Here is a 25760-nt window from a genome sequence, read left to right as displayed (position 1 = left end):
ATTTTATACTTAAGTACTTATAAAAAATAATTAATTTTTCGTCAAAATTTTTCCTCCTTAAATAAAATATTTATTAAAAATTTATTCTTCCAACACTGATTAAAAATTTATATGCATGAATTGATGAACATGAAAGCGCCAGTTGGCATAATATTGTGCCAAGTAAGCTTGTCATTGTTGGAAGAATAGTTAAGTATGCTATTGCGGCTATAGGTGTAAAAAAACATTTAACATTTCTTATAAATCTTCCAAATCAATATAGTGTTTCGATATTAGAGGAGTTTGATAGTGGCTAAGACTAGTCTGAATCAAGAGCAACAGATTACTACTTCAGCACAAGGCGCAGTTGACATCAGACAACTATCTACTATTTTGCTTCGCCGACGTTTGCTGATCTTGGGGGTTTCCTGTGTAGTTATGTCAGCTGCTAGCCTCCTAGCTTTCATTGCGAAACCTACTTACCAGAGCAATATGCAGATATTGGTGAATTCCAATTTATCTGAAGGCACACAGTCAAATAATATCCCACCAAGAAAAGACACCAACGTTACCGATCGCAATTCTCAAGTTGTTGATTCCACTACTCAGATGAAACTCATGCTGAGTTCTAAGTTGCTTCAGAAAGCCGTAGATTTACTTCATTCTGATTATCCTGAAATTACCTTAGAGTATATCAATGGTCAAACAGAACAGAACAAAAAAGCACCTCTAGAAGTGACTCCAGAAGAGGGAGGTATAGGAGCTAATAAAGTTTTTAGTCAAGTATTTAAAGTTTATTTCAATGATGACGATCCACTCAAAACACAAAGAGTACTTCAAGCTCTACAAAAAGTCTATCAAAACTACAATAAAGAGCAACAAAAAGAACGTCTCAATCAAGGGCTGGCTTTTGTAAATGCTCGCCTACCTGAAATAAAAAAAGAGGTGAGTAAAGCTGAGAAAAATTTGGAACAGTTTCGCAAGAAACATAAATTACTCGATCCCGAAGTCCAAAGTAAAATCCTGCTAGAATCTCTAGCTGATATTCAAAAACAGCTACAAAGCACTCGTGCCCACCTTCAAGATGTAAACGCTCGTTATGATAATTTAGAGCAACAAATAGCCTCCTCGTCTCAGCAAAATGCACTATTTTCTTCTCGTTTAAATCAGTCAAGTCGTTACCAAACACTATTGAATGAAATTCAAAAAACTGAACTAGCTTTGGCTAAGGAGCGGCTGCGCTATACAGACGATTACCCATCAGTACAGAAACTAAAGCAGCAACGCCAAAGTCAACTGTCGCTATTACGAGAAGAGGTGAAAGCTATTACTACTAGCAGTAAGGGAGAACCGCTCTTAAAAGAACAAATGGTAGGGATTGAGCCAAAGCTACTAGACGAGTTAATTTTGGTACAGACAACTGTCTTAGGACTAACTGCTAATGAAAAGAATCTAGCCGAGTCAGAACAGCGACTTCGCTCTGAGTTAAACAAATACCCAAGCTTAATAGCAGAGTATAACCGTCTGCTGTCAAAGGTAGAAACTAGTCGTAAAACCCTTGAACAATTACTCCAAGCGCAACAGTCTTTGGGGTTGAAAATTGCTCAGGAAGGATATAACTGGCAAGTTTTGGCAGAACCTGCTCTGGGTACTTATATGGGGAGCAACAGATTATTATTTTTGGTTGGAGGGGCGGTAATTGGGCCGATTCTAGGTATCTTAGCAGCCCTGATTTTGGAAAAGTTTAATGACGCTATTTATTGTGTCGGAGATTTAAAGAAACTGACGAACCTACGTGTACTGGGGTCAGTACCAAAACTACCGTCGTGTAATGTCAAAAAGCGGCGGCTGGCCCTGCCTTGGAATGGGCGACGAAGCTCAGATTACTCTATAGTAGAAGCCAGTACTAGATTACCTGTCCATGAAACCCTGGACATGATCTACCAAAATATTCAAATATTAAAATATCCCTTACCCTTCAAGTCATTGATGTTGACTTCAGCACTACCAGGGGAAGGGAAGACAACTTTAGTTTTAGGACTTGTAGCTAGCGCTACCCGCATGCATCGACGGGTATTAGTTATTGATGCTAATTTACATAATCCTAGCTTGCACAAAATCCTGGAACTATCCAATGACTGGGGGCTATCTCTGTTATTAGTTGATGAGACGACAACTCATTTTCAAGATTACATCCAGCCTATTCACCCCTGCATTGATATTTTGACTGCTGGGCCTGAAGCAGAAGACACGGTGAAGTTGCTCAGTTCTCAACGGATGAAAGAACTAATTGAGTTGTTTGAGCAAAGTTATGACCTAGTACTGATAGATGCTCCACCTATTTTAGGTACAGTTGATGCCAGAATTGTGGCAGCTTTTTGCAATGGGATCGTAATGGTAGAGCGCATGGGGAAAGTGACCCGAACTGAACTGACTCAAGCAACAGAAATTTTGAGTAAGTTGAATTTAATTGGAATTATCGCTAATGAAGTGAGCAATTCTAAAAATGTATTGGCATCGTAGATTGAAGAAGCATTGGGCATTGGGCACTTGTACTGAGCGACTTGCCCTGAAGGGAGTCGAAGTATTGGGCATGGGGAATTGGAAACAGGTAGAGGAGAGGAATTCTCCCCTTGCTTCCTATCTCCTGCCTTTTTCACCTGATTTCTTCCTTATAGCTAAAGCAAAATGCATAATTAGTAGGAGGTGGCAACCTCCTGTGTTGGAGAAGTGTCTCATCTTAAAGTAGTAGACGCCATAATCAAAAGCGTCAATTTGATACTAATGTGATTAGATGATCAGCATGAAATTCCAACTTTACTTAGGCTTTTTATTTTCCCAGGTTAAAGTACGTCATTGGTGGGTAAGTGTCCTCTTGTGGATTGCAATGGTAGCCCCAGCTCAAGCGTCTGTAATTCTGCGCGTGGCAATTGAGAGGGGCGTTAATCAGGTAAAAGTGGGCAGTTCCACCACTGGAATCGTCAAGGATAGTACTGGCCGGACTCTCGGACAGTTACCAGCGATGAGTGCATATTATGCCCAAGCTATTCCTGGCGGAGTTGCTTTAGATAAGTGGCAGTCTGGTTTATTTTGGATTGAGCCAGCAGGTAAAGGATTCGTTTATATTGGCGATCGCTGGTATCGGGGTAGAACTCTGGTTGTTCCTACAGACAAAGGCTTAACCGCTGTTAACTGGGTTGATGACCAAGAATATCTCTACAGCGTTCTCGGTGGCGAAATGGATGCTAGCTGGCCCCAAGAAGCTTTAAAAGCCCAAGCGATCGCAGCCCGCACTTATGCCCTCTACGAACGAGAAAAACAACGGAATAATCCCGTTTACGATTTAGGCAATACCCCAGATCGCTGGCAAATTTACAAAGGCGTCATTAGTGAAGCTCCTGCAACTTACAAAGCAGTTGATGAAACAGCAGGACAGGTACTAACTTACAAAAACCGGATTATTCTCTCCGTTTTCCACGCTTGTTCTGGAGGACACACCGAAAACGTTGAAGACGTTTGGGGAAGCAGCGAACCTTACCTACGTGCTGTTCAAGACTACGATCAAAATATCCGCGAGTGTAATTGGGTGAAAACCTTCTCGCCCAGTGAGATTAGCGCTAAATTCCCTGAAGTTGGCAGTGTGACGGCGATGATTCCAGAAACATACTCACCTTTTGGCAGTGTTAAAGTCTTGAAAATTGTCGGCAACAGAAGCACGAAGGTGTTACAGGGCGAAGAAGTGCGAACAGCCCTCAAGTTAAAAAGTACCCGATTTAGCGTCACCAAGGGAGCCGATGGTAGTTTTGTACTTCAAGGGCTTGGCTTCGGTCATGGTTTAGGCATGAGTCAATGGGGGGCCTACAATCTGGCTCGGCAGGGAGTAAACCACTTGCAAATTTTGGGACATTATTATCAAGGTGTGGCCTTAACACCAATTCAGGCGAAGTAAGGAGAAAGTTAGGAGTTCTAAATAAATCTGAATTATTCACTCCTCACTCTCAACTCTTCACTGTTAACTCTATTCCCCACTCCCCCGTTCCAAGCGTTTTTGCCATTCAGCGTCAATTTTTGCGGAACGCTCAACTTCTTGGTCGAGTAAGTCATTTTCGCTAGAATACACTAAATCTTCGTTGCCAATGACTTTTTCTGCTGCAAATTGTTGGGCATAGTCGATTTTTTGTTGCAATGCTGCATCAGGACTTGCGAATATCCTTGCTCTGGAAAGGCGATCGCGGTTGCGATCGCCTATTTTGCGATTACGCCATTGAATCCAGAAATAACGCAATAACGGTATACCTAAGAAACCTGCTCCATAAGCCAATAGCAGCCAATAAATTCCTTGCACAAAAGCTACCAGTCCACCTAATTGGGCAGCAACAGTGCCATCTTTCAACAAACTTCCCAGTACTAAGGCAAGAACAAAATTTAGTACACCCAACCCAGCACTGAGCATAATTTGCCCTGAACTTGCAGCACTAAAACGCCAGGGAAATTCCTCCAAGTGATCTGATATTGCATGACGGCGCTTTTTAACTGCACTCACCTGCAACTCTGGGAAGTAATAAACAATTTGGCCTTCTGGACTTACCCCCGGTTGCCCATTAAATCGCGTCAGAACCGGCAGCATATAATCTTCGTACTCTCTTGTATATCCCTCGCCAATGTCATCCAAATATGGGGAAATTTGTTCTGCTACCACTGCACCACGGTTATTCCGAATCACCATAGCAATTTCTTGCCACCGACGTTCTTCTAAGTTGGCGTTGGGATTACCATCGCCAAATAAAAACGAAAACACTGCTTCAAAGAAATTCAGATTGCTTTCTTCTCGCCTTTCACGTCGCCGTTCCTGATACTGGGTGTCATAATTTGGGCTAAGATACCAAAATAAATTTGGAAAATAGAAGAACCCCCCACCGCCGAAACTACTGCCCCGATTGTCCCCGTTACGGTCTGAATTAGTAGAGGTAATGATAATGTAGATGGTAACAGTTATTAAAACGATGGAAACAGTTAAGAAAATTCCGAAAGAAATGCGAATCAGGTAAAACAGAACACTCCAGACCTTTTTCCACCATTCCTGCAATCGTAATCGGAAGTATTTATTACGCAAAATTGCTCGAAAATTTTGTGGAAAAAGGTAAACTATATCACCTGAATCTGCTACTTGCAAATGTCCCCCAGCATCAGATGCTAGGGCTAATAAGCTTTGATTAGCTTCAGCGACGTTCAATCCTGCTTGGGTTGCTACATCACCAACAGTGACACGGTAGCCCAGTTTTTCCACAGCTTGCATGATGGTGGGACTAGGAGCCATTGCTCTCCCCTCCTATTGAAATTTAATTCCCTTTTCTTAAGTATAAAGTTTTATTTGAAGCAACTTGGCAGGGGCAGGAATGAAGCATGAAATTATTAAGTATAGAAATTAAATTAATTTGGCAAACCGACACCGATGTATATTTACTAATAAATAAAGAGACACGCAGTATGTTATAATTGTTTGCCTCAGCTTGGTTAACCAGCAAATTTTCTGCTCAAATATGGTTCAGTATACTCTCGCTCAAAGCCCAGAAATTATCCTTACTGTTTCTGGAAAAGATTCAGCAAAAGCTCGTGATAAAGCAATGGATCAGCTGATGGAACTGATGGATGCAGGAAAGCTACCCACGGAACTGGAAGAAGGATTTGGCCCTCAACAATTAATTGAGGTTAAAGAGTCAACTATTGATACTACTAGCGGTGAGGATAGCATTACACAAGCTGTCCAGGTTCTAAGTAACCTGGCCACACTCAAGCTGAAAGTTCAGGAATCACGAGCTGAAGCGTTGGAAATTCGTAAAGCGGTTGATGTTCTGTTCACCGACGAATCGGTGACAGAAGAGGAAATTACCCGACTCAAGGAAGGTTTTAAAGTTCTCAAAAATTTTGCCCAAGCTAATGTGCGTTACCAAGAAGCACGATCTAAAGCAGAACAGGCTCGGCTAACTCTGGATCAAGCCCTAAAGTCGCCTGATAAGTAACATTTACAGACTTAGATGCATTGAGACGCATCTTAAAAATATAATTAAACACTCTATGAGACAGGCTCTTATGCCTGTTTTTTGATTTACTGGGGCGCTAGGATTCGAACCTAGGGATGGCGGGACCAAAACCCGCTGCCTTACCACTTGGCTACGCCCCAACGACTTTACTCTAGTTAATATAACAGTTGGACCTGGGTTATTGTCAAGTACTTTTATAGTTAATTTCAGACAAAGGGTTTTTACAGCAGAAAATTGATTGGTTTGAATTCCTACTGTTCAAGTTAAGTTTACGCAAACAGGCAAAGGCAGAAAGTTAAACGAGGATAATATCTGTGATGCCTTCGCATCTAAATCTGCTCTGTTTGAGTATGAATGGCTTTGGCAAGGTAATCAGAGTATATTCTTATAATAAAAAAATAATCAATAGCGGAGGGAGTAGGGGGAGCAGGGGAGGCAGGAGAGGTTCTTGAGGAAAGGGGGTTATTGTTCAGTAATTGTTTTCTCAAGAACAGCTTCTCTTGCCGAACTGCTACTCCCCTGCCTGCCTCAACCAAGAAATTCCTTAACCCAACGGTATGGATAGTCGTCTTGGATGGAGGAATTGAGTAATTTAATTTTTGGACTTCCCTTATCTTATTGAGGGCTTGTTGCTAAAGTGCCATCAACTGCTAATATATTCGCTTTAGGAGCATATTTAGCCTTGCTTCAAAATGTAAACTAGTTACTCCATTCTCTACAATTTCTACGATGTTACCTAATCTGGACATCAGTACAGCTAGACCACAGGCAAAAGCTTCAGCGATAATTAAAGTTACAGCAGATTGCAACTTACTGAGATACAGATTATCGTAAGGGCACAAAATTGTTGTGCCCCTAACCGTGTACTTCATTTACCTGAAATACGCTGTATATTTGTAACTATTTTCGCAAAAAACTCAAATTTTAGGCATTATGTAGTATTTGTGGCAGTAAGTAATTAATCAATTGTAATTAGTTCAAGAGCAATTTTTTGTCTAGTTATAAAATGCAAAATCTTAGCTATTTTAATCAGCATAATTATTGAATAGCTACTTTGTGATTTAGCGAGTATCCAGTTACTAGTTTTAGCTGAAAACATAGCTTTACCTATAGATAGACCTTTGAGCTTTTCAAGTATTGCATAGTTAGCAGCTTTGAATACCGAGCCACAGTTAGGTGCTGTATTATCTTGATGTTCTTTTGCCCAAATTTGCCTTGAAGTTAGAGGATTTTCGGTGAATTCGGTTGGTTCAAACTTGAAAATTGCACTCAATATCAGTTTTGAGTGTATACCAGTAAACATAGTTTCTCGATAATCTCGTACAATTTGACTATTTTCAAGTGTTTTTATACATCCATCCTCAAAGAAAGTTACACTTTCAACAAAGTCGTATATTGTACATCCATGTTGTCTTCCTCTGCCAGCGTTCATTGCTAATGCACCACCAATAGTTGCTGGTACAGATGCAAGATAATAGAAAGAATCCATGGAGTTTTGATAACAATACTTTAATACTTCCATCACTGAAGCAGAAGAAGATACTTCAAGTCTGTTATTAGGTAAAGGATTTGTGTACTTAGGCAGTTTATTTTTCAGTATTAATGATTGGATATTTGTTTTAACAAACAGCGTGTTAGAGCCATTTCCAATTATATAAACCTTTACTTTGTTTTCTTTGGCCCAATTACAGTAGTCCTGAAGGTCATCTACACTATTGATCTCTCCTACTCGCTCAAAGTAATGTCGTGTTCTATAGTGCGAAAGACTGTTTGATGTTAAAGACTCAATCTTTAAATTAGACATCTTAACTCTTTCTACTCCTTTTAGACTTTTGATAAAGATAAACAGTTTGCTTATCATTTGGGAAACACAGCACAGCCATAAAATAGCCTATTTTTAAAGTATTCGTTATTGTTTTTTCCTGATTTCATCCAACATTACTTTACTTTTACTATCGATTTCTCCTTGTAAAATCGCTTCAATTAAATATTTTTTTGATTCCATAATTTTTGATTCAAGTATACTAGATACTGATTCATAGTCAATATCAAAGATTTGCTTGTTGAATAATTGAGCTTTTGATTTCTCCGAAAATATACGGTTTGTCAAGCCAAAATCATTAAGTAAATCTTTTACCTTATTCGATTTATCGCTAGGAAGAAGTACTGTAAAAGGTTTATGAAAAATAATAGAAAATATAGTACCGTGATAAGTATTAGTCACGATATAAGATGCTTCACTATATAATCCAATCCATTCCTTTGGACTAGCACTTTCAAAATTTATTTGTGCTAACCGTTCATCTCTACCCACTGAAACTATAGTTAGATTTTGCTCTTCTGCCACTAATTTGATAAAATCTTCTTCTTCTGGTTCCATGTCAGCTTGAACATACAATAGAAGATATTTATTTGTTATTTTGGGAGGATTTTTAAGTGTATCATACTTAATTAGGAAAGTAGGATCTAAAACTTTTATCGCTTTTTTCTTGCATTCATTAGCAATAATTTCTCGACTATTAGAATCACGAACTAAAATAGTTTGAAACTGATTAATCAATGTATATATTTCTTTTTGATAAGTCCCCAATTTGGTGGTATTACCAAAACTTGCTGCATAACTTACCTTACGAGTAGTTTCATTGCTAACAAAGTCTAAAAAGAAAGAAGAATTATACCCTCTAAAGGAATCTGTACACCATATTTGGTCACTGCCACATATTACTACATCATACTTATCATGATAGAATTTCAAGCCTTTTTTATCATAAAATATTTTGTGGCTTAACTTAACATGAGAAAGGAGAAAGCTTCTCATTTTCCAATACCTTGAAATATAAATCAAAGATTTTTCATTAATCCGAATTTTCTTTGTTTCACTAATGCTAGACTTGACCCTTTTGATCGGAAGTAAAGCTCTAAAATATATCCATGCTATTTTAAGAGGCCGATAGTCTATTATTTCAACATCATAGCCTTGACTGTTAAGAAAACTCCAAAGAGCAAAAGCCTGGAGTGTTGCTCCGTAATTGTCTACATGGTGAAAAGTTAGAATTCCGATTTTCATCTTTGCTCCCTTTAATAAACTATGAATTTCGTCTTAAGTTTGATAACCAAAATTTTTGGCTAATTAATTTTATCAGATTAGATTGAATTGTTTCGTTAAACTATCATATTTAGCTATAAGTATATTAAATTACTTCGTAAAGATGTATTAAAATTCGCTATTTATTATTAATACATAACAAATCTTATACTTTTCTTTTGATATTCAAACTTTCTCCTAAGTCAAGTAGCCGTCTGAAAAGCTTGGGCGATATTACTGAAATAGTAAGAATATAAATCGTGATCCCGAATATTGCTGAAATAGCTAGTAACATCCATGCTTCAAGAAATTTTTCTAAGAAATATTTAGTAGTTAATATAGTTACAATCATTGCTCCAGAAGCTACTAGAGGTACTATGTATAAACGCAGATAGTTATTTAAATTTATCGTAACAAGTTTATTAATAGCTAATAACGAAATAGGTAATATTAAATAACCACGAACTACATAAGCAGAAGCAACAGCTACAATACCTAATCTGACTACCAAAGCAAAACCGATGATATTAGTAACTGTATTGATAACTTGTATCCATAGCCTCCACGAAGGTTTTCCAAGCGCCAGAATTACAGAATTGTTATAAAAGAAAATGAGATGAACAGGACCAATAAGAGATAGTACTTGCAATACTGGAATGCTCTGAATCCACTGCTCACCAAAAAAGACTTTTATAAATTCAGTTGCTAATATTGGTACACAAAGAAATATTGGGAAAGCAATGAGACTTGTGAATTGAGTAGCAGTATAGAAAGCGCTTAGTAATCGTTCTGGTTCTGCCTGTAACCTAGAAAATATTGGTAGTGCAACCTTAGTTGTAGTACTGATTAAAATCTGCATCATTACTAGCAGCAATTTATAGGCAACTGAGTAATAACCTAATGCAACTAGTCCTAGATAGTAGCCAATTAGTAAGTCATCGGCTCGGCGATTGAAAAAGTTAATTATGTTAAACGCAGATATATTAATTCCAAAGTTAAAAAGTTCTTTAGCATGTATAGCAGAAAATTGGAATCCTGGTCGCCAATCGCTAACTCGCCACAAGACTATAACCTGTATAAAACTACCTGATAGTTGTTGACCTACGAGACTCCAAACGCCAAAGCCTAAAAAAGCCATCCAAACGCCAACTATTCCACCTATTATCACTGCCAATAGTGAGCGGATTGCTAAACTTTTAAAGGCAAACTTACGTTCAAGAACCGCTTGCTGCACGCTGCTTAATCCATAAAATATAAAGCTTATAGATAAGCATTGAATGATTGGTACTAACTGCGGCTGTTTAAATAAATCAGCTGTTAGTCCAGCTCCAGCAATACTTAATACAGTTAAAAGTATACTGATTCCTAAAGTTGTCCAGAATGCAGTGTCTAAATGCTCTGAATCTATCTCTTGACGTTGGATAATTGCTACAGAAAATCCTTGATCAACAAAAATTTGTACAAATTCAATAAATATAGATGCTAAAGCAATTAAACCAAAAGTTTCTGGATTCAGTAAACGAGCTAAAATAAAGAAAACAACTAAAGAGACTGCTTGGCGTCCCCAACTTTCTATAACAGTCCAAATTACACTTTTAACAGCTTTTTGTCGTAAATTTGATGAATCTTTAGGTGATTCCATTACATAGTTTACCGATGAAAGAACCTAGAGTATATAGCTTTTATATTGCTAGCTATGAGCATCTGGATTATTTATTTTCACGCCAATCAGTTACACCTTATTTTATTTAGGTTTTAGTTATAATCAAAATTTTTTACTCCGAAAATAACATAAAAACTACGTAAGGCAAGGATTACAGTGAAGAAAAATACTTTTTAGTTTAAGTAATTGTTCTTAGAAGAGTCTACCACAATCTTCTTGTAAATTGGCAGCAATTCAAGAAACTCTTAGCATAAAATTTACTGATGAGCCAGCCTATTGAATTTTCATATAAAATGCCCTGTTACTTATACTTTCTGGTTTTGAGTGATATCTAAGTTTGCTAATCAGTTGTTAAGACAACATAAAATTTTTAATTTTTTGGTTACTAGAATTTATATGTGTTATGTGTGTCTCAATCAATAATGTTGTGTTCCACAGAGTACATATTCCCTTTACTTTTTCTTAATCCCCAGTCTCGTGAAGGAAGACTGCTGCAATACGACTTGATGATAGTAGTTGCTTCGTAGCTAGCCATATAAATAGTGGAATAGTTTTAGCATAGCGACCGCAAAGCCGGCGTGGTTCTTGAATCCATCGATACAGCCATTCAAGTCCTAAGTCTCGAACTACGCGGGGTGCCCGCTTGTGAATTCCTGCATAAACTGGGAAAACTCCACCCAGTCCAATCATTACAGCTTGTATCTTACCTTTATGTTGAGCTATCCAATTTTCTTGCTTAGGACATCCCAGAGATACTAATACGGCGCTAGCACCACTAGAGTTAATCTTTTGAACCAAAGCTTCGTCTTCAGTTTCAGTCAGGGGGCGAAAGGGTAGAGGTTCCATCGCCGCAATATTCATCTGCGGAAATTCCCACTCTAACCTTTTTCGCATCCGAGAAAGAACTTCTGTTTGGGAACCTACAAAGAAAATACTAAGATTTTGTGTTTGAGTTAGCTGACACAATGCTAGGAAAATATCCATTCCTGCCACACGGTCTTGGTAAAGCGCTCCCATCTTTCGCATCATCCATACCAGAGGCATACCATCAGGAGTAACTATGTCTGCATTTCGTAATACGCTAGCAAACTCTGGATTCCAATGAGCTTCAATGAGCATGTGTACATTGGCTACATATACAGTTTTACTCTCACGCCTCCTTGCCCACTTCAGTATTGTTTGTACTTGATCGTCAAAGCGTAAAGCAGTAATAGGAAAATCCAGTACTTTTTTAGTAGGTAGAAGCACTCTTGCCACCATCAATAACTCCTGTGTCCAAGAAAAAAATCCATAGATTATCTAGACCATTCCGAATATTGAAGAATTCAGATGAGATGACTCCTGACTTTTTATAGCCTTGTGTCATCGTTGGAAGTTAACACATGGAGATGCAATTGCTTTCTTAGTATACTTTTGACTTAACCGTTAATATTAGAATTATTGGCTGCTGTGTCCTAGTTTACTGTTTTAAGCTAGAGATTTCAGACGCTGCCTAGCAAAATTCATAGTTCCTTCATAATTAATTTTTGATTTGTTCATCCAAACATTACAATTGCGATATATTCCTATAAAATATATGTAAAACTGTAGTATCTTATACATTCTTTAATTACATAGTAAAGTGAAATACTAGACACTCAACTTGCCTATTTTGATACGTAAATATGCGCTTAAGAGGTAGAATTCAAATTAGTATAGTTTTTTCTTATGACTTTCCAAGTTTATTGCAAATTTAATTTAGTCTATGTATTGAAAAATCCCTAAATTTTATTTTTTTCTGAAATAAAAGCCCAAAAAATAAGGGGAAGATAAACTTATCTTCCCCTGCTCTATTGTTTTTGCTATTGTCTGTCTTGTGAGCTTCTTTGAGTCTTTTTCGTAACATTTGCCTTTGTTTTTGGAGTTGCCTCTTCCTTGCAGAACCGCCTCTACCTTTGTCATTTCTGCCTTCTTTACGGGGAGACTCCCATCTTTTCAGGCGCATAAGTTTTTTACCTCTTTAGTACTTGTTTGGTAGTGGGCAGGAGGAGAATCGAACTCCTATGACCGCAAGGCCGCCACATTTTGAGTGTGGTGCGTCTACCAATTTCGCCACCCGCCCATATATCTAACCTTAACTAGTATACTCTAATTAAGTGATTTTGTAACAAGTCTGAAAATTAATTTTCAAAGTTTTGCTGAAATAATTAGCTTTAAGAACTTTCTAACTTACAGGCGTGGCAGGATCAATAAACTAGGGTCAATATCCTGTAGTTTGGCGCAGCCGCTAAGTGCCATTCCCAGATTTAACTCATCTTGTAGCAGTGAGATGACATGAGATACACCAATTTGCCCTGCTACTGCTAGTCCCCATAAAATGGGCCGTCCGATCAGTACCGCTTTTGCTCCTAATGCCAGAGCTTTGAGAATGTCTGTGCCCCTACGGATGCCTCCATCCAATAGTACTTCTACTTTACCATCCACTGCTGCTACTATTTCAGCTAGAGCATCTAAAGAAGCGATCGCACCATCGAGTTGTCTGCCACCATGATTGGAAACAACAATTGCTTTGGCTCCATATTCTACAGTCCGAACAGCATCATCTCCCCGTAAAATTCCTTTGATGACTAAAGGTAGTGGAGATAAAGACTGTAACCATTCCAAATCGTCCCAAGTAACTGCTGGGTTTAGCTGTTGGGCAAAATAGGTAAATAATCCAGATTCGCCTTTTTCATGGGAAATATCTAGGCCTGAGATGGTGGCGAGATTAGCCAAATGTAAGTCTGAGGGTAGGGCAAACTCGTTACGTCTATCTCTTTCTCGCTGTCCGAGAACAGGTGCATCTACAGTTAGACAAAGTGCTTTATAGCCTGCTTTATAGGCTTTTTCTACCAAAGCACGAGTTAATCCTCGATCTTTATGGATGTAAAGCTGGAACCATCGCAGAGAATCTGGAAAATTATCACATGCACTGGCCACTTCTTCAATGCTCTTTGTGGCCATTGTACTTAACACCATGCCTACACCAGCTGATGCCGCAGCTAATGCTGTGGCAATTTCTCCATCTGGATGGGCTAGACATTGAAAAGCCATCGGCGCAATTAACAAAGGTAGTTGTAGTGGTTGCCCTAATATGGAGGTAGTGAGATTGCGATCGCTAACATCGACTAATATTCGAGGTCGCACTTTGATTCGCTCAAAGGCAGCACGATTATCCCGTAATGTAATTTCGTCCCAAGCACCACTGCTATAGTAATCAAGCGTTATTTGAGAGAGATGCTCTTTTGCTAGCTTTTCGTACTCAAACAGATTTATGGGTTGAAAGCGATGGTCGTTGGGTACAACTGTCATGGTAGAGGCTGTGGGTTAAGCAATGGGATGTTTTTGAATCGGATTGTTCGAGTAATCATCGATTTCTTAGTAAAGCTAGAAAACCCAATATCTCCGACTGAGTTCATCTAGAGGAACCTATTTAATAATTCTTCCCTGGATAGTTGCAGTAATAAAGGAGTAAATTCCTCTGGAGATAATGCCAATAAAGGTTCAATAATTAGTTTTAGTTGTGTATCTAAAGAACCAAAACGAACTCGCAACAAATTTTCTATAACATTACGACGTTCTGCTTGAATTCCTTCTTGGATTCCTTCTTGGATTCCTTCTTGGATTCCTTCTTGGATTCCTTCTTTTTTAACTTCTGCTAATTTTTGCTCGTAAATAGGTGATAAGCGCATAATTAAATCTCTATCCTCATTGTCTATATTTTGATTGAATTCTAAGGTAGTCTTTAAATTCAATAATAAATCAATTGCTTTGGAACGTAAGGGATTATTTGGGGGAAGTTCTTCTAGTTCATCTATCGCTTGTTGCTGGACTCTTCCTTTACCTAAAATTCTCAACCATAGTGTGTCTACTGTACACGGTAATTGGTGAATCACCACAATTGCTGTTCTAAAATAATCGCCTAAAAAATGTATTCCTATTCCCCAATTTTATTCATCTAGGTTAGTTCTAAAACCATCTAATATAGATTCAGAAGCCGTGGGTGACAAAATCCACAAACGTGGTAATTCTGATTCTGTAAACCGAGTTTTATCACCTTTAGCTTGACGCTTTAATTCAGCAAAGATATCAAACAACTTATTTATGCAACTGCGGATCTCCGCAATTGTAGCCGCATTTCTAAATGGTTCAACTAATGCAGGTTTACCCGCAAATTTTCCTAACAGCCCTAATTCTATTGTATTTGCCGATTGGGGTGAAGGTACAAAATAAACATCAATCTCTCGAATTTGGGCTGGAACTTTCCGACTTGTTTCCACTTCTCCCAATGGCTGTAACAATTCTTTAAGATAGTCTTTGGCGAACTGGTCGTAAGGAAACCTGGTCATTAGCTGATTTTATGGCTGTACCAGTATTTTACATCACAGTGAATCACCCACAGCTTGCCTGAAGAACTCTAGCAAGTGCGATCGCATGAGCGAATCATCTGGAGTATTGTAAGCTAAAACACATCTAATTTAGATAACCAAATTTCGTTAGTCGCTCTACCAGTTTCGCCATCCGCCTTTGGGTGCTACTTCATTACTTGTAGACTTCAATCCATGACTTTGGATTAGAGATTGATATTCTGTGCTGCTTGCCCAACGGTCAATTTCTCGCGCCCGCAGGACTGGCACTGGATGGCTTAATTGGGCTGTGCGAGCAGCTTTGACCATTTCACCTAGTTCGGTCTTGCTAATATCATCGTAAGCGCGGGCTTGGGCAACAAAGGCATCAAGATTTAGTTGTGGCGCTAAGGTGGGGGAACCACCCGCCAGCTTCATCAACACTGACATGACAACTTTGGGGTCTTGGGTTGCGAGTAATGCGGCGCGATCGCAGGTAAACTCAGCACAGCGTACCCATTCTAAAAGCTGTGCCTGTATCGCTTGAGCAACGAAAGTTCCAACATTGGGCACAATCGCCGCAGCTAATATTAATAAATTTACAGGAGTCAAGTAAACGCTATGGTCACACTTGAGATGCCCCAACTCGTGGGCAATTACTGCCTGTATTTCCTCTGGTGTGAGGATATCAATCAAGGATGTGTGTAGCACAACAAATGGCTGCTTACCCCGCACAGCAAAAGTATAAGCGTTGGGAGCCGGATGTTGCCGGACGTACAACTGGGGAGGCTCTATATCGAGGATTTTACAGGCATCTAACAACAGCTTGTATAAATCGGGCAGTTGCTTCTCACCCACCAGAACGCTGGAGGCAATATTTTCCACATAGAAAACTTGCTCTGCCATTGGCCCAAGCCAATTTCGCACCAACATATCTATGCCTGGTATTTGCTTGAGCGTTTTGGTAGCTTCCAGGTCTAATGGATGACGAAATGAGTCAGCTTTTAAACCAATTAGCGGGGTTTTAAAGAAGGACATAGTACAGCAAGCTATAAAAAACACAACTATGGAATCTGGCTGGTTAGATAAACAGCCTCCCACAGTTAGTATAACGATTTAACTAAGTTGGGCAGGGGGAAGTAGCAAAGAATTGGGGACAAGGTGACAAGAGGTGAGAACTTGCAACAAGTCTTTCCCTTTGTCCCCAATTTTCCTTGTCCCCTTGTCCTCTTGTTCAACCTATCAATTTCAAATTGAAAGGCTACTGATGCTGGAAGCGATTTCTGAATCTGCTGATGCTTCGCCCACGCGGAGGATTTTAGCGCCCAATTGCTGCAACTTCACATCCAGTCGATCATAGCCGCGATCAAGGTGCTGTAATCCTTGAATTGTGGTTTGTCCTTCTGCCGCCAGTCCTGCTATGACTAGCGCTGCCGATGCTCGTAAGTCTGTACCTAATACTGGTGCGCCAGACAATTTCGGTACTCCCCGAACGAAAGCAGCGTTGCCTTTAACACGAATGTCTGCCCCCAAGCGATTTAACTCTGAGGCATGACGCAAGCGATTTTCAAAGACGGATTCGTTAATCACGCTGTCGCCTTCGGCCAATGTCAGCAAAGACATGAACGGCGCTTGCATATCTGTGGGAAAACCTGGATGATATTGAGTTTCAATATCCGTTGCCTTGAGGGTTTCCGCCGGCAGAATGCGTAAGTGTTCAGGCTTGTCCTCAATTATCGTTACCCCAATATCCCGCAGCTTGGCAATCACTGGTATAAGATGTTCTGGAGCCACTGGCGAGAGAAGAAGTTCAGAACGGGTAATTGCTGCTGCTAGCAAAAACGTCCCTGCCTCAATGCGATCGGGAATGATACTGTAGTCAACAGAATGCAACTTGGGGACTCCTTCGATAATAATCCTGCTAGTCCCCGCCCCCTTAATCTTCGCTCCCATCGCGTTACAGAAGTTAGCTAAATCAACTACTTCCGGTTCTCTGGCAGCATTTTCGATGATCGTTTCGCCCTCTGCTAAAGTAGCCGCCATCATCAAGTTTTCCGTAGCTCCGACACTGGCAATGTCTAAGTAAATCTTCGCGCCTTTTAATCTTCGGCTGCTGCCAGGGACGTAGGCATTACAAATGCCATGCTCAATCTGCACCTCAGCCCCCATTGCTTGTAGTCCCCGGACATGCAAATCAACTGGTCTTGCCCCAATAGCACAACCACCTGGTAATGGCATCTGCGCTACTCCCAATCTTGCCAGAATGGCACCAATAGCGAAGAAACTCGCCCTCAGTTGGGTAACTAGTTCGTAGGGAGCTTTAGATGTTTTAATTTCGCTGGCGTTGATGTCTAAAATATCGCCTTGCCGGGTTAAGCGTACACCCAAAGCCGATAACACCTGACTCATCCGGTCTACATCCGCCAATAAGGGGACATTGCGGATACGACAATCGCCTGGACACAGCAAGGCTCCAGCCATGATTACCAGTGCTGCATTTTTTGCCCCGCTAATTTTCACATGACCTCGCAAAGGATGCCCACCCCAAATTTGCAAGACTGAGGAGTCTGCTTCTGGAGCAATTTTGGCATCTGGTAAGCTGGTAGAAGAATTGATAAGCCTACCTCCAAAAGGAATACGTATTTTATATGTTTGAAGTTGGTTTTGATTCTACAGTAAAGATTCAAATTGTCCACATTTTAGAGCAGAATATTGCATAAAAAAATTGTTTTTTGCTGAAGAATAAGAGTTAAAAACCAGCAGCAGTAAGCATTTTGAGCTTTTAAGAAATTTACCATAAATGAACGAATAAGTAGTAGTTTTAAGCTAAATTAAATACTCAGTAAAATAACTTAACTGTTCTCTGAAAATCAATGCTGTACTGTTCAGTTAATATTTTGATTCGACCTAATGCCCTGAAAAACTTGTTTCCAGTCTGAGCCTCTTAAACGAGGCGTTATGTTTTTACTTGACAAAGGTAAAAGATAACGCAATAATAGGAAATTGTCGATAAAGAAAAATGCCAGCGGAACTGGCGGAATTGGCAGACGCGCTAGATTCAGGTTCTAGTGCCGCAAGGCTTCCGGGTTCAAGTCCCGGGTTCCGCATATTATCAAGTTAGGAGTTAGAAGTTAAGAGTTATGAGTTTAAGAAAACTAAATTAACTCCTAACTGTTAATTCCTAACTCCTAACTTTTTAATGTTGACCAGTTTACAAAATTCCCTAGTCAAGCAAATCCGCAAACTCCACTCTAACAAGGAGCGGCACAAGCAGCAGTTATTTTTACTAGAAGGGACGCACCTGTTAGAGGAAGCTTGTGCGGTAAATTACCCACTAGAAACAGTGTGTTGTACTCCAGATTGGCAAGCAGCCCACCCCTCACTCTGGGAAGAAGCTTGTAGCCGATGCGATCGCGCCGAAATTGTCAGTAAAGAAATCTTGGATGCGATCGCTACTACAGTCCAACCGGATGGTGTGGTTGCAACGGCAAAACGAAGCGTTCGCCAAACTCAACTACCCTTTACTGGTACAATGCTAGCTTTAGAAACGGTGCAAGATCCCGGCAACCTGGGTACGATGATCCGCACTGCTGCTGCTGCTGGAGCATCGGGGTTGTGGGTAAGTGAAAATAGTGTAGATTTAGACAGTCCTAAAGTTCTCCGGGCTTCAGCAGGGCAATGGTTTCGCCTAGCAACAGCCGTAACCGAAGATTTAAAAGCTACAGTTCAACAAAGTCAGCAGGCAGGAATGCAGGTAGTGGCAACCCTACCCAGTGCGACTTTAACTTATTGGGAGGTGGACTGGCGCAAACCCAGTCTGATTTTACTGGGAAATGAAGGTGCTGGATTGTCGGCAGATTTAGCAGCGATCGCAGACAAACAAGTAAGAATTCCTTTGAGTCCTGGGGTGGAATCTTTGAATGTAGCGATCGCAGCTGCTTTAATGTTGTACGAAGCTCAACGGCAACTAATTTGTCAGTAATAAATTTTAACTTTTTACCCCAATTGGGTTTTTGTTATTTCTTCGAGATATTGTTCAATATCAGCAACTGCGTCCTCAAGAGCCGCTAAATCAATATCTGTCAAGTCTTGATCGAGTTCAACTTCACTGAGACTACTAGTATGCAGTTGTGCCTGGGGGATTTCTTCATCCTCAGTTAAACTTTCTTGTAAGATATTCTCCAACTGATCGAGGGATTCTTGAAATACTTGATCGGCGACACGGCGCTGTTGTGGCTGACTTTGCTCCATAATATTGACTTGAAAATCCTGATTTACTAAGCTAATTTTGATTGCAGTTCCTACAAATTTAAATTTTGCGCTTATAACATCATAGTTGTGTATTCTTGATCGTCAGCATTACCTGGGTAAAAAATCAATCATTTGTTTTCATGAGAAGAATTAAGATTCATTACATGGCGAATAACAAACCATTTTTAGCTTGTAACACCTGGGTTTTGGATTTGCAAAAATTTGTCTAACATGACACTGGGAATTGGTCGTGGGCGCATTGTCTGTGCATCCACCCAAACCCATAGCGCCTCTGCCGTCACTAACAAATTATCTTGGTTTTGTTTACGAATTTCGTAGCATCGCAAGGCACGAGTCCCGCGCATTTCCTTCAACCAGGTAGTGACTTCTAGGGTATCGCCTGCCACCGCTGGGCGTAAATAGTCAATTTCTACCCGCCGCATCACAAATATGCCACCCGCTTGCCGATATACATCTAAAGTTAAGCCCAGGTATTCTGAATGTTCAATGGCTGCTTGTTCTAGATAATTTTGGTAGACGGCGTTATTTACATGCCCAAGGGCGTCCATCTCATAGTGGCGGACGCGTAGCAGAGTTTTAAACGGTAGCATAGTTTAGTTGGTAGTGCGGCGCTGTTTTTTACCCTTCTCTATATTAGTTTTTCCATTTCAGTGCCTTTACTACCTCTAAAGCCTTCATGCAGGTAAGCCGAATATTTGCATACCATTTTGGGTGCTAATACTTGCTGTTGCCAAGACCCTCATAAGTATTTTTAGCGCTCTTGAGGGGCACACCACTGAGCTATTAGTTCAATTCGTGCTTGCTGGATTAATTCCAAAACTTGTGATTGATTACAACCATAGATAGATGCTAACAATTCCTCACCTTGTTTTTTTGCATCGTCGGCTGATGCACCAAAGGTCATGATTTCTTCGTCTTGGTTAGCTGTAATTCTCTCAACTGGAATGATACAGATATATTGCGGTTGATCGTGTCTTATTTGTTGCACCATTAGTTTCCTGCCATTTCACTGTTAATTGTGTCTATTTTCAAGTTTAGATAAATCACGAGTAAAAGTGAAACAGAGTCAATACTTAAGTAGTTTGTGACTTTAAAACACTAACTTTTATACCTGATTAAGAAAACGTTAAGAATTCTCTCAAAATCACCAAATTTTTCAGTGTAAACAGTTACGTATGGGACAATCAAGTTAAGCATCAAAAAATATCTTTTTGTAAATTTTTGTTCGTTTTTTAGATTTCAGTAATGCGTTGAGACACATGCATTGGCACTCGCTGCATGAATTAATTTAAATCTCTGTTGATTAATCTCTGGGAATCAGCAAATAAAGGCTGATACTCCCTAAGATTAACTTTTGTTTACTCAATACAGGCTTAATGCATTGAGTCAGTGCAAGTTTAATAAAAATTGGAGGTTATAAAATGGCAATTCGGAATAACTTAGTTACCAATTTCTGGCAAAGAGTACAAAAAGATTCAGTTAGTTGGGGATCGTTAGCTCTTTGGATCAGTGCATTAGTTGTTCTATTAGTAATGCTTACAATGTTTGCTAACGCTTAATTTCAGTAAGTTTATTCTAGTTCCTGGGCAGCAGCCTGGGAACTAACATAGGGTAGACTTTCATCCTTAGAAAACTCAAATTATGAACTGCAAACTTTTGGTAACAGCCCTGGTGCTAGCTACTACTAGCTTTGTTACCCCTGTTAAATCTCAAGAACCTACTACCGACACTCCAGCAAAATCGAATCAAGTTTTGAATGCTTGTGTTCAGAATCAAGCAGAAACTTTACCGAATCCCTTTAGTGATGTGTCATCAGACCATTGGGCTTTCAAGGCGGTTATGACTATGCACTACTGCGGTGCTTTCCGCAAAGCTACGCCACCAGCTTTATTTCAAAAACTGCAACCAACAAATAGTCAGCAGCAACCGCAGAAAGAACCGCAGTTTCAAAAATAGGGCGTTGCTGATTAAAGATATAAAAATTTGAGTAGCAAAAGCCGCAGATTGAAATTTCGATAGATGTTGAGATGAAGAGAATTGTGGTAAATGTAAAAAGTTTACTATTCGGTGTCTAATGGGATTTTCGCCTTTTTAAACACCTGCTCAACAGTAAATTCCAGTCCTTTAAATAAAGAATCTTTGAGTAATTCTTCTCCCATATAAGTTTGTGGTGCTGCATCTGGATAAAAAACAGTAATGTTCTGGCTTTACTATCTAATACCCACACCCGCATCACCTTAGCATCTAAATAGTCTTTGGCTTTAGCTGCCATTTGTCCAAAGGTTTGTCCTGGGGAAATAATCTCAATCACCAAATCAGGAGGAACAGAACATGATCCTTCTTGATCCCAATCAGGGGGTAAACGTTCATTAGAAATATATAAAATATCCGGTATTGGCATCCAATCTCGCCCTCGACGGGTTAATGTGACAGCTAATTCTGGGCAAACTTCTCCTTCTCCTTCACAGCATTGCTCAATCAAATTCAGAAGGGCACGGGTAAGTTTAGAATGAAATTTTTTTGGTGACATTTTAGGAATTGCTTGACCATCAACAAGTTCGTAGGTGATATCTCCCTCACCTGTCGGAAGATTTAAGAACTCTTGCAAGGTTAGTTGATTCTTGGCTTGGAGTATCATGGCTCATTAATTCGTAATTCGTAATTCGTAATTGAAGAACAGAGTAACTAATTTTTATTCTGACCGGAGGCGGAGCGTCTCCGGCTCCGCTCCTGAATTCTTTTTCAAATTGTTCACATTCCCTGCAAAACTTGCCGAATGATATCCGATGGCACCTTATCGGTAACTGTCACTACACCAATCTCCGTTGGTAAAACAAACCGCACTTTCCCTGCTTTGACTTTCTTATCTAATTGCAAGGCCTCAATAATTGCTTCAATATCTACCCCAGATGGTAACTTAGTCGGTAAACCCGTTTTTTGAATTAAAGCATTTTGACGTTCCGTGTCAACATTTTGCCACATTCCCAATTCCACAGCAATCTGACCGGCTGCTACCATGCCAATGGCCACCGCTTCACCGTGATTCACTAGACGATAACCAGTCAAACTTTCCACTGCATGACCGATGGTATGTCCATAGTTGAGAATCGCCCGTAATCCGCCTTCTTTCTCATCTTTGCTAACAACATCAGCTTTAGCTTGACAAGAGCGCATCAATATGGTGTGTATGAGGTCAGGTTTTACATAGCGGAGTTGGTCGAGGCGTTTACTTGCTTCCAATTGGGCAAACAATTCGGCATCCCAAATTACACCATATTTAATAACTTCTGCCATTCCGGCGCGAAACTCACGCATAGGTAGAGTTTTCAATACTTCTGGGTCAATCAAAACCAAGCGCGGTTGATGGAATGCCCCAATCAAGTTTTTGCCGTGGGGATGATTCACGCCAGTTTTGCCACCAATTGCCGAATCTACCATTGCTAAAAGAGTGGTAGGCACTTGGACAACATTAATGCCGCGCAGCCAAGTTGCGGCTGCAAATCCAGTCATATCGCCAATCACACCTCCGCCCAAAGCCACCATAGTAGAAGAACGTTCTAGGCGGTTTTCTAAGGCGATATCGTAAAGTTTTTGGATGGAATTGAGGGTTTTGTAGCGTTCCCCAGGTGGTAGGGTGCAGCTAGCAACTTCAAATCCAGCAGATGTTAGGGATGCGATCGCTCTTTCCCCAAAATGCTTAAAAATCGTCGGATTAGAAACCAGCAGTACCTTCTTGCCTAGCTTGAGACTGGCCATGTGTTGACCCAGTTGATCTAAACTCGAAGGTGCGTTAGCGTCGCTTACCGCAGGTATCACAATCTCATAAGACTGCTCTGGTAAATTTACATTAATTACAGAAGTCATTGCCCAACCCCTAACAAGCGCCCGTGGGCTGTATTGTATCGCAATCTGGGAGTGGCGAGTGGGGAGTGAGGGATGAGGGGGATGAGGGAGCAGGGGAAGAATAACTATTAATTATTGACCAATACCCAATGCCCTGTTTGGCCAATGCCCAACAACTAATGATTCAATAGATTTAGGAAGTATTGTGGAGAAAAATAAATGTTTGCGATTGTAGCTTACATCGGCTTTTTAGCTTTGTTCTTTGGTTTGGCTGTAGGTCTGCTGTTTGGTCTGCGGACTGCCAAGATAATTTAGCCAAGACTCTTGTGGGGCAGGCAGCGTTCGACTGACTTGTACTGAGCTTGCGTTGCCCTGAGCTTGTCGAAGGGTCGAAGTGTCACACCGAAGTCTTGCCTGCCCTCAGTTTACTAAGGACGGGCAAGACGCCCATCTTACAAGAAGATATTTATCCCACAACAGCCTGACTTGCTACCTTCTCTTGTCTTTGGGAAGGCGGACGCATTCCCAAACCAAGTAAGTTCAGCATTTCTCGATCGCTATCATAATCTGGACAAGGAGTTGTCACTGTCAACATCTTGTTGTCGTCGCTAGAAAAGATAGAATTGGCTCCTGCCATAAAGCAGAAAGCTTGTTCAACTTGAGAAAGTCTAGCCCTGCCGGCACTAAGACGCACATCGGAAGCTGGCATTAAAATCCTGGCTGTGGCAATCATCCGCACAATATCCCAAATCGGAACATCAGGCTGATTTTCTAAGGGTGTGCCTGGTACTTGTGAAAGAATATTAATTGGTACGGACTCTGGATGCGGATGTAAGTTTGCCAGAGTTTGTAACATCCCAACCCGGTCATCGACAGTTTCGCCCAAACCAAGGATACCGCCGGAACAGACAGTAACATTTGTCTGACGGACATTCTCAATTGTGTTCAAGCGATCGCTATAAGTTCTCGTGGTAATAATTGTGCTGTAATATTCCTGCGAGGTATCTAAGTTATGGTTGTAAGCGTAAAGTCCCGCTTCTGACAATTTCCTAGCCTGATTTGCTGTCAACATACCCAGAGTGCAGCACACTTCTAAACCCATTGCGGTTACATCCTTGACCATTTCCAGGACTTCCTCAAATTGTGAGTTATCCCGCACTTCGCGCCAAGCAGCACCCATGCAGATGCGACTAACACCAGTTTCTTTCGCTTTCTGGGCGATGTTAACTACCGTTTCCTTTTCTAGAAGTGCTTGGGCCTTTACCTCTGTTTTATAGCGGGAAGATTGGGCACAGTAGCTACAATCTTCTGGACAACCTCCCGTTTTGATAGATATAAGCTTACAAACTTGTATTTTTGTTGGGTCATGATATTGGCGATGCACGCTAGCAGCTTGATAAATAAGCTCTAGCAATGGCGTGTTGTATATCGCCCGAATCTCTAATTCCTGCCAATCGTAGCGTATTCCCACCACATCATTATCCTTCTTGTAGACTGGGTTAACCAAGAGCTGTCTTTTGGTAGAATTTCCTGCGGTACAGCGTTTGGGCAAAGCGATTTTATCGAAGTTATGCCGCTTACTGTGCTTTATCACCCATTGGCTCTCAATCCTTCCGCTCTAGATATTAGACATCAGCTTATCAAGATTTTGGTTGAATGGCAGATTACCAGTAAAAATACTCATAAATTGGGCATTGGGCAATGCAACTGGCGTGCGAATTCTATTTGCCCTGGCTGCTGCTAAACCGTGGGTATGAGAGAATTTAAAATCTAGAGAATGTTTTGGGAAGAGATCCCGCCGACTAAGTAATTTATGATATCCGAACTGCCACTAATTACAAGCGATCGCCTGTTCTTACGAGCGGCTATCCATGAAGATATACCCCAAATTCTCAAATACTTCATTCATAACAAAACCTATCTCACTCCATTTTACCCTCTTTGGGCTGATGGGTTTTTCACCCAAGAGTATTGGCAGTATCAGATAGAGAACAATTTTCTGGAATTTATTAATGGCCAATCGTTAAAGCTATTTATTTTTACTAAAAAAAATCCAACCGGAATTATTGGAACTATAAATTTTAGTAATTTTGTCCGAGGAGCCGCTCATTTTTGCTATGTGGGATATAGCCTAGCTGAAAGTAAACAAGGTAAAGGATATATGACAGAAGGGCTAAAAGCCGCCATTCAATATGTTTTTGAAGAGTTAAATTTTCACCGAGTTATGGCTAATTATATGCCCCACAATCGGCGCAGTGGCAATGTGCTCAGAAGACTCGGTTTTGTCATTGAAGGATATGCTAGAGATTATTTGTTAATTAATGGGCAATGGGAAGATCATATTATGACAAGTCTCATCAATCCTAATTGGCAAGCACCTAAACTTTAAAAACTGCTGAGTATAATTTTCAAAAAAACTTATTTTATTTATTTACTATAGGACTAATATTTGATTTATGAAAAAGCTCGATACAGCTTGAAAAGCCTAATTCCTTATTCCCTACTTTCTACTC

21 protein-coding genes, 3 tRNA genes and 2 pseudogenes are annotated in these 25760 nt (G+C 40.3%); 8 read left to right on the top strand and 18 right to left on the bottom strand.

What is annotated here, in order from left to right; genetic code table 11:
- Positions 1–288: 288 nt before the first annotated feature.
- Positions 289–2502: a GumC family protein gene (locus tag ACFFAP_RS17330; RefSeq protein ID WP_375512363.1), complete on the top strand. Its 2214-nt coding sequence runs from the start codon at positions 289–291 to the stop codon at positions 2500–2502.
- Between the two features lie 280 nt (positions 2503–2782).
- The gene (locus ACFFAP_RS17325; RefSeq protein WP_375512362.1) at positions 2783–3928 is read left to right on the top strand and encodes a SpoIID/LytB domain-containing protein; all 1146 of its coding nucleotides are present in this window, start codon (positions 2783–2785) and stop codon (positions 3926–3928) included.
- A gap of 69 nt (positions 3929–3997) precedes the next feature.
- Here ACFFAP_RS17325 and ACFFAP_RS17320 read toward each other — a convergent pair whose 3' ends face one another.
- Positions 3998–5296, bottom strand: a complete 1299-nt coding sequence (locus tag ACFFAP_RS17320) for a hypothetical protein (RefSeq protein ID WP_375512361.1) — start codon at positions 5294–5296, stop codon at positions 3998–4000.
- Between the two features lie 223 nt (positions 5297–5519).
- On the opposite strand from ACFFAP_RS17320, the gene ACFFAP_RS17315 reads away from it, so the two are divergent.
- The gene (locus ACFFAP_RS17315; RefSeq protein ID WP_375512360.1) at positions 5520–5999 is read left to right on the top strand and encodes a hypothetical protein; all 480 of its coding nucleotides are present in this window, start codon (positions 5520–5522) and stop codon (positions 5997–5999) included.
- An 89-nt stretch (positions 6000–6088) separates the two neighbouring features.
- Here the strand turns inward: ACFFAP_RS17315 and ACFFAP_RS17310 are convergent.
- The 11 genes and pseudogenes from ACFFAP_RS17310 to murA all read right to left on the bottom strand — a co-directional run bounded on the left by ACFFAP_RS17310 (position 6089) and on the right by murA (position 17748).
- Positions 6089–6160 (bottom strand) — tRNA-Gln (locus ACFFAP_RS17310).
- 818 nt (positions 6161–6978) lie between these two features.
- Positions 6979–7824, bottom strand: a complete 846-nt coding sequence (locus ACFFAP_RS17305; protein WP_375512359.1) for an FAD-binding protein — start codon at positions 7822–7824, stop codon at positions 6979–6981.
- A gap of 105 nt (positions 7825–7929) precedes the next feature.
- A complete protein-coding gene (locus tag ACFFAP_RS17300; protein ID WP_375512358.1) occupies positions 7930–9087 on the bottom strand; it encodes a polysaccharide pyruvyl transferase family protein in 1158 nt (385 codons plus the stop codon).
- 184 nt (positions 9088–9271) lie between these two features.
- Positions 9272–10747: a lipopolysaccharide biosynthesis protein gene (locus ACFFAP_RS17295; RefSeq protein ID WP_375512357.1), complete on the bottom strand. Its 1476-nt coding sequence runs from the start codon at positions 10745–10747 to the stop codon at positions 9272–9274.
- Between the two features lie 483 nt (positions 10748–11230).
- Positions 11231–12028 (bottom strand): WecB/TagA/CpsF family glycosyltransferase, encoded by a 798-nt coding sequence (locus ACFFAP_RS17290; protein WP_375512356.1) that lies wholly within the window; start codon positions 12026–12028, stop codon positions 11231–11233.
- A gap of 472 nt (positions 12029–12500) precedes the next feature.
- Positions 12501–12752 carry a hypothetical protein gene (locus ACFFAP_RS17285; RefSeq protein WP_375512355.1) on the bottom strand — a complete coding sequence of 84 codons (252 nt, stop codon included), beginning with the start codon at positions 12750–12752 and terminating at the stop codon, positions 12501–12503.
- Positions 12753–12785: 33 nt separating this feature from the next.
- Positions 12786–12869, bottom strand: a tRNA-Leu gene (locus ACFFAP_RS17280).
- Positions 12870–12976: 107 nt separating this feature from the next.
- On the bottom strand, positions 12977–14098 hold the full coding sequence (locus tag ACFFAP_RS17275) for an alpha-hydroxy acid oxidase (RefSeq protein ID WP_375512354.1): 1122 nt from the start codon (positions 14096–14098) through the stop codon (positions 12977–12979).
- Positions 14099–14205: 107 nt separating this feature from the next.
- Positions 14206–15135 (bottom strand): annotated as a pseudogene (locus ACFFAP_RS17270) (hypothetical protein).
- Positions 15136–15291: 156 nt separating this feature from the next.
- Positions 15292–16170, bottom strand: a complete 879-nt coding sequence (locus tag ACFFAP_RS17265) for a M48 family metallopeptidase (RefSeq protein ID WP_375512353.1) — start codon at positions 16168–16170, stop codon at positions 15292–15294.
- Positions 16171–16380: 210 nt separating this feature from the next.
- Positions 16381–17748, bottom strand: a complete 1368-nt coding sequence (gene murA, locus ACFFAP_RS17260; RefSeq protein WP_375512365.1) for a UDP-N-acetylglucosamine 1-carboxyvinyltransferase — start codon at positions 17746–17748, stop codon at positions 16381–16383.
- 409 nt (positions 17749–18157) lie between these two features.
- Here murA and ACFFAP_RS17255 point away from each other — a divergent pair.
- Positions 18158–18239, top strand: a tRNA-Leu gene (locus ACFFAP_RS17255).
- Between the two features lie 92 nt (positions 18240–18331).
- A complete protein-coding gene (locus ACFFAP_RS17250) occupies positions 18332–19114 on the top strand; it encodes a TrmH family RNA methyltransferase (protein WP_375512352.1) in 783 nt (260 codons plus the stop codon).
- A 14-nt stretch (positions 19115–19128) separates the two neighbouring features.
- Here ACFFAP_RS17250 and ACFFAP_RS17245 read toward each other — a convergent pair whose 3' ends face one another.
- The 3 genes from ACFFAP_RS17245 to ACFFAP_RS17235 all read right to left on the bottom strand — a co-directional run bounded on the left by ACFFAP_RS17245 (position 19129) and on the right by ACFFAP_RS17235 (position 20395).
- Positions 19129–19383, bottom strand: coding sequence for a hypothetical protein (locus ACFFAP_RS17245; RefSeq protein ID WP_375512351.1), 255 nt, complete (start codon positions 19381–19383; stop codon positions 19129–19131).
- 185 nt (positions 19384–19568) lie between these two features.
- On the bottom strand, positions 19569–19994 hold the full coding sequence (locus ACFFAP_RS17240; protein ID WP_375512350.1) for an acyl-CoA thioesterase: 426 nt from the start codon (positions 19992–19994) through the stop codon (positions 19569–19571).
- Positions 19995–20155: 161 nt separating this feature from the next.
- A complete protein-coding gene (locus ACFFAP_RS17235; protein ID WP_375512349.1) occupies positions 20156–20395 on the bottom strand; it encodes a hypothetical protein in 240 nt (79 codons plus the stop codon).
- 650 nt (positions 20396–21045) lie between these two features.
- On the opposite strand from ACFFAP_RS17235, the gene ACFFAP_RS17230 reads away from it, so the two are divergent.
- Entirely contained in the window at positions 21046–21360 is a 315-nt protein-coding gene (locus ACFFAP_RS17230; protein ID WP_375512348.1) for an S-layer protein, read from the top strand.
- A 104-nt stretch (positions 21361–21464) separates the two neighbouring features.
- On the opposite strand, the pseudogene ACFFAP_RS17225 reads toward ACFFAP_RS17230, so the two are convergent.
- Positions 21465–22042 (bottom strand): annotated as a pseudogene (locus tag ACFFAP_RS17225) (Uma2 family endonuclease).
- 113 nt (positions 22043–22155) lie between these two features.
- A complete protein-coding gene (gene aroB / locus ACFFAP_RS17220; protein WP_375512347.1) occupies positions 22156–23268 on the bottom strand; it encodes a 3-dehydroquinate synthase in 1113 nt (370 codons plus the stop codon).
- Between the two features lie 198 nt (positions 23269–23466).
- Between aroB and petL the strand changes: the two genes are divergently transcribed.
- Positions 23467–23562 carry a cytochrome b6-f complex subunit PetL gene (gene petL, locus ACFFAP_RS17215; protein ID WP_100899295.1) on the top strand — a complete coding sequence of 32 codons (96 nt, stop codon included), beginning with the start codon at positions 23467–23469 and terminating at the stop codon, positions 23560–23562.
- Positions 23563–23713: 151 nt separating this feature from the next.
- On the opposite strand, the gene bioB is transcribed toward petL, so the two are convergent.
- Positions 23714–24721, bottom strand: coding sequence for a biotin synthase BioB (gene bioB, locus ACFFAP_RS17210; RefSeq protein ID WP_375512364.1), 1008 nt, complete (start codon positions 24719–24721; stop codon positions 23714–23716).
- 339 nt (positions 24722–25060) lie between these two features.
- Here bioB and ACFFAP_RS17205 point away from each other — a divergent pair, with 339 nt between their 5' ends.
- Entirely contained in the window at positions 25061–25636 is a 576-nt protein-coding gene (locus tag ACFFAP_RS17205; protein WP_375512346.1) for a GNAT family N-acetyltransferase, read from the top strand.
- Positions 25637–25760: the final 124 nt, after the last annotated feature.

This window comes from uncultured Nostoc sp. (assembly GCF_964245575.1).
In the GTDB taxonomy this organism is placed as follows: Bacteria; Cyanobacteriota; Cyanobacteriia; order Cyanobacteriales; family Nostocaceae; genus Nostoc.
This window is presented reverse-complemented; position numbering and strand designations above follow the sequence as displayed.